At 64.6% G+C, this 5284-nt stretch carries 6 protein-coding genes; 3 read left to right on the forward strand and 3 right to left on the reverse strand.

What is annotated here, in order from left to right; all coding sequences use genetic code 11:
• Together AC2VOK_RS20325 and AC2VOK_RS20330 are read left to right on the forward strand one after the other, a co-directional pair.
• Window positions 1-900 (forward strand): GMC oxidoreductase (locus AC2VOK_RS20325; protein WP_428902055.1); only part of this gene is annotated, 900 nt, incomplete at its 5' end.
• 220 nt (window positions 901-1120) lie between these two features.
• A complete protein-coding gene (locus AC2VOK_RS20330; RefSeq protein ID WP_428902056.1) occupies window positions 1121-2404 on the forward strand; it encodes a hypothetical protein in 1284 nt (427 codons plus the stop codon).
• Between the two features lie 5 nt (window positions 2405-2409).
• On the opposite strand, the gene AC2VOK_RS20335 is transcribed toward AC2VOK_RS20330, so the two are convergent.
• From AC2VOK_RS20335 to AC2VOK_RS20345, 3 genes are read right to left on the reverse strand one after another with little or no spacing between them, the layout of a single operon-like run.
• Window positions 2410-3201, reverse strand: a complete 792-nt coding sequence (locus AC2VOK_RS20335; RefSeq protein WP_343708893.1) for an ABC transporter permease — start codon at window positions 3199-3201, stop codon at window positions 2410-2412.
• On the reverse strand, window positions 3198-3911 hold the full coding sequence (locus AC2VOK_RS20340) for an ABC transporter permease (protein ID WP_428902057.1): 714 nt from the start codon (window positions 3909-3911) through the stop codon (window positions 3198-3200). Before AC2VOK_RS20340 ends, AC2VOK_RS20335 begins: the two co-directional genes overlap by 4 nt.
• Before the next feature lie 41 nt (window positions 3912-3952).
• Window positions 3953-4882, reverse strand: coding sequence for an ATP-binding cassette domain-containing protein (locus AC2VOK_RS20345; protein WP_428902058.1), 930 nt, complete (start codon window positions 4880-4882; stop codon window positions 3953-3955).
• Window positions 4883-4928: 46 nt separating this feature from the next.
• Between AC2VOK_RS20345 and AC2VOK_RS20350 the strand changes: the two genes are divergently transcribed.
• The coding region (locus AC2VOK_RS20350) for an AMP-binding protein (protein WP_428902059.1) at window positions 4929-5284 on the forward strand (356 nt) is incomplete at its 3' end.

Genomic DNA, 5284 nt, shown 5'->3' on the forward strand with positions numbered 1-5284 from the left:
CACGGCGCCCACCTGCTGACCCAATGCCGGGTGCTGCGCCTGGAAGCCGACCACACCCACGTCGGGCACGTGATCGCCCAACACCACTCCGACATGCTGGCTCTCAAAGCCAAGGTCGTGGTGCTGGCCGCCGGCGCACTTGCCACCCCACTGCTACTGCTCAATTCCCGCTGCGCGCAGTGGCCCAACGGACTGGCAAACGGCTCCGACTGGGTCGGGCGCAACCTGATGCGCCACCTACTGGACACGATCGAGGTCTGGCCGCACCCGAACCACAAGACCAGCGCCGCCAACAAGGAGATCGGGCTCAACGACTTCTACTTCTGGGAGGGCCAAAAACACGGCACCGTGCAGTCATTCGGCGCAATCCCACCCATGCAGTGGCTGACCAACCGCCCCGACTGGCGGGGCAAAGCGCTGCGTGCGATGAGCCCGGCAGTGCGCCAGATCTACGAGCGGTTGTTCACCGGCGGACTTGTGCTGGCCGCGATGACAGAAGACCTGCCCTATCTGGAGAACCGCGTCCTGCCCTACGACCGGCCCAGCCTGGACGGCCGCCAGCGGCTGCGTATTCAGTACCGCTTACACCGCAGTGAGATTGAGCGCCGCGCGACGTTTTTGCGCCAAGTGAACGCGGTGTTGCAGCCGTTTCGCCACAAGTCCGTGGGGAGCGGCGAAGCCAACGCGAACCTGGGCCACGTCTGCGGGACCTGTCGCTTCGGCACGGATCCCAAGACCAGCGTGCTCGACCCACACAACCGGGCGCACGAAGTAGGCAACCTTTATGTGGTGGACACCTCATTCTTCCCTTCCAGCGCCGGGCTGAACCCCAGCTTGACTGTCGCGGCCAACGCCCTGCGGGTGGCCGAGCACGTCGACCAGGCGCACTTCTCCAGCTGACCACGTCCGCCCCCCCGCATCGAGAATCAGGCGGGGACCTCGGGCACCGCGCCGCTGGACCTGAGCCGTATAGTGTCTCACTTCACGCGAAAGTTACGACGCGACGGGGAGACCGAATGCCTGCGGCAATGGCTCGACCAGACACATGGCGGGCCGCTCCCGCTGCGGCCACAGCATGAGTTCTGACGCAGAGTCGCTGGATCGGCGTGCGAGTTCGCTCGTGTGCGACGCGGACCGTCCCGTCGAAACCGCATCGAACGAATTCGGCACCCGACGCCGACTCGTCTACGCGATCGTCGGCCTGCTGCTGCTGATGTATATGGCGTCATGGGTTTTCTTCGCGAGTACCTACGAACCTAATTTGCAGTTTTTCGCGTACTACGCGGTCGATTACAGCCAAGGCTTTGTCAGGCGGGGGCTCGGCGGCGCGATCCTGGACCCTTTTCCCGCTGACCTTTACTTCACCGGCCTGTTGATTTTTCGCTGGCTCGTGCCGGCGCTCTTCGGAGTCGGCATCGCGGCGGTGGCGTGGACGGCGGCAGTCCGATTCGGCCGCTCGGAACGCCGGCTGATGCTGGCCCTGCTCACCCCGGTGCTGCCGTTGGGCTTTGTGCACGCCGTCATGTTGCCAACGCCCGACCTTGTCGGCGAGGCCGCGCTGGCAGTGTTCGCGGTGGTGCTCGCTTCGGCGAGAAGAGACCGAACGCCTCCGGTTGCGAGCGGCGTCTATGGCGTGACGATTGCGGTCCTGACCCTGCTCCACGAGGCGGTTCCGTTTCTGCAGGCGCTCGGCGCGGTCCTGGCAATCGTGGTTCTGGTGCACGGTTCCGCCACAATCCAGCGTCGCAGCGCAGTACTCGCCGTGGCCCCAGGTTTGATCGTCGCGCTGACGATCGCGCTGCTGCGACGACGCGATGTATCGCCGCAGTGTGCTCGATTGCCGCACCGGGCCGTGCGCTGGGCACCCGGTCAGACACCGAGCGGCGAACACGCCTACGTCGACTATCACGACTGGACTTGCCGCTTCATCACCGTCACAACAAGAAAGACACCCCTCATAGGACCCGACCAGATCGGTTGGGGCCCTTTGATCATGTCGACTCTGGCCGGGATGGTCATCCTCACCCTGACGATGCTGGCGATCAGGGGCTTTTCCGGCGTGCCATTCGCGCGAGTTCGCCACACCATGCAGGGACGGCTTTCGTGGGTCATTCTGGCGGCACTGTTGTTGCTTCCGGTGTTTGCGACCTCCGCCGATTGGACTCGGTGGTGGATCGCGATCTCCTTCGATGTGGGCGTCGTCTACCTGCTCTTCGCGAGCCGCCAAACCGAATCCGCCCGACCGGCCACCCGAGGCACCCGGATCTGGTTCGCAGTCGCGATCGTCTTCTTCACCCTGTCCCCGATCCCCGCTGCGATCAACACCGAACAGTCAGTGCGTGGCCTGGTAACCCGCTGCGAACAACTGGCGAATGACCCGATGTGGGTCGGAATCTGCCCCTGATCGTGTCAGTGGCCGGCTTGCGCGGCGGCACGGTAGCCGCGCACGGCCAGTGGCCCGAGCAGTGCAGCCAGACCAAGAGTCCATGTAACGGTCAGTAGGAGCGGCCACAGCACGGGACCGCCTTCGGCAAAGGCACGCATGGCCTCGATCGGCCCCCACATCGGCTGAAGCTGGACACTGAGCCGCACCGACGACGGCAGCGCTTGAGCGGGAACCACACCAGAGCTGGCGAACACCAAACCGGTGGCCGGCACCCCTAGCCAGCTGAGCACGGCGCCGGTCTTGGCGCGCACGGCGACCGCTATCACCGCCGTCGAGAAGACCACGATCACCGGCACCGGCACCAATACGAACGGGATCACAGCGAGCCAGCCGCCTTTGAAGCGCAGCCCGAGCCCGACACCGACCGCGGTGATCAGCGCGGAGCTCATCAACGTGCGCGCCGCCTCGGCGACTAGTCGACCGGTCAGGGCGCTGGCCCGGTGAACGGGAAAAACCCACAGTCTGCCGATCAGACCCCCGTCGCGCTCGAGGGTCATGCTGCGGCCGGCGGCAACCGCGCCTAACATCGCACCGACCACGGCGCACATCGGCACCAAGCTGTAAAGACTGTCTGTGCCGGTGATTCTGAGTAGCGACTTGCCCAACAACAATTTGAAGGTGACCAGCAGAAAGGTCGGGTACACCAGACCCTCGATCAGCATCGACGGCTGGTGCCGCCACCGGGTGAGCAGCTGGCTCGTGAACACCAGACTCTCGGCGGCCAGTGAGCTCCGCGGCGGCATCTCCTCGCTCATTGCAGCCGCCTCTGTGCCCGGACCGCGAGTGCGCCGAACAGCACCAGCAGACCAACGCACCACGCCACACTGGCCGCCAGATTGTTGACCACGACATGGCCGGTGGCGAACCCCCGCAGGGTTTCGGTGACCTGCGAAACAGGCTGATAGCGCACGAACGGATGCAGCCAATCCGGAAAGGCGTCGGCCGGCGCCATCCCGGTCGACAGCATGAACAGCAGCAACTGGGGAACCAGGAGCATGTGAGCGAGCAACCCGCCCCTGATCCCACGTTTCGTGGCTGCCGCACGAACCCCGGCAGTGTCGGCGGCCAGCGACAACGCCAGCGTCAACACCAGCGAAAGAGCGACGAAAGCCGCCACATAAATGAAACCGCCGAACATCCGGAAGCCGAACGCGTACCCGACAGCGATCGTGGCGAGCAGACCGAGGATGCCACGGAAGAGGCAGTACAACATTCGAGCCGTCACCGGTGCCAGGGTGGCTATGGGAAGTGTCCGGAGCCGATCCGCGAAGTCGCTCAACTCGTCTCGGGCGGCCCTGTCGACGGTTGTCAGCCCACCGAGAAAGATCACCTGGATCAGGATGGCCGGTAGGACGTACTCGGGGTAGCTCATGCCACCGGTGTCGATCACTTTGCCCAGAGCGAGGTTGAAGAATACGAAGTTGGCGACGGGCGCCAAAACCGCGAACGGCAGGTCATCGCGCATCGTGGCGAGTACAACGCGCTCGGTCAGAGCAGCAATCGCGGTCACGTGGTGACGCTCTCCGTCAGGTGGATGAACGCTTCGTCCAAGGACGGCTTGCGCAGCGCTATGTCGAGCAGCTCCACGCCAAGCCGGTCCACCCGGCGAAACACCTCCCCAAGCATCGCAACACCGTCGGGCGCGCGCACCGACACGGTGTTCGCGTCGTAGTCGGCTTCGGCGCCGTCGAGATCGGCGACCGCAGAGAAGATCTTGGAGAGGTCGCCGGGATTGACAGGACTCACCGTGCAATAGCCCAGTCCGACGCGGCGCTTGAGGTCTTCGGCGGTCCCGTTGGCGACAATACGACCTTTGTTCAGGACGACGATCGAATCGCTGAGCACGTCGGCTTCTTCGAGATACTGGGTCGTGAGCAGGATGGTGACACCCTGGGCCGACAAGGACGACACCAAGCCCCACACATCCCGGCGACTACGCGGGTCCAACCCGGTTGTCGGCTCGTCGAGAAAGAGCACCTCGGGCGTAACCATCAATCCGGCGGCGATATCGATACGGCGCCGCATGCCACCCGAATAGGTTCGCACCGGCCGGTCGGCGGCGTGCGACATCTCGAACTGATGGATCAAAGCGTCCGCGCGCAGTCGCGCATGTTTGCGCCGCATTCCCCGCAGCCGGCCGAACAACACCAGGTTCTGCCGGCCGGTGAGCTCAAAATCGAGCGCGGCAAGCTGTCCGATGCTCCCGATGCTTGCCCGAACCTGCGCCGGGTCCCGGACGACGTCGTAACCGGCCACGATTGCCCGGCCGGAGGTGGGCCGCAGCAACGTTGACAGGATCTTGATCGTGGTCGTCTTGCCGGCGCCGTTGTGACCGAGCAGGGCACACACCGACCCCGTCGGGACTGCAAAGCTGACGTCCTGCAACGCGTGAGTTGTCCCGTCGAAAGCCTTGGCCACGCTGTCAAGCTCGATCACGAAGACAGACGATACCCGTGTTGGACAGTGTTAGTATCCTCACTCTGTGATTGAGTCCTGCCTTCCCGCTGCCCTGCGGGAGCAAGCGCGTCTGCGCCCCCATCAGACAGCGCTGACGTTCGCTGACTACGAGCGGGATTGGGCGGGCGTCACAGAAAGCTTGACGTGGTCGCAGTTGTATCGGCGAACGCTGAACGTCGCTCGGGAGCTGACGGCGCACGGGTCCACCGGTGATCGCGTGGTGATATCGGCCCCACAAGGACTCGACTACATTGTCGCGTTTCTGGGCGCATTGCAGGCCGGGCAGATCGCCGTTCCGCTGTCCGTTCCGCTGGGCGGTGCCACTGACGAGCGCGTTGGTGCGGTCCTGCGTGACGCGTCGCCGACGGCCATTCTGACCAC

It is taken from the genome of Mycobacterium sp. TH-M116, assembly GCF_057473685.1.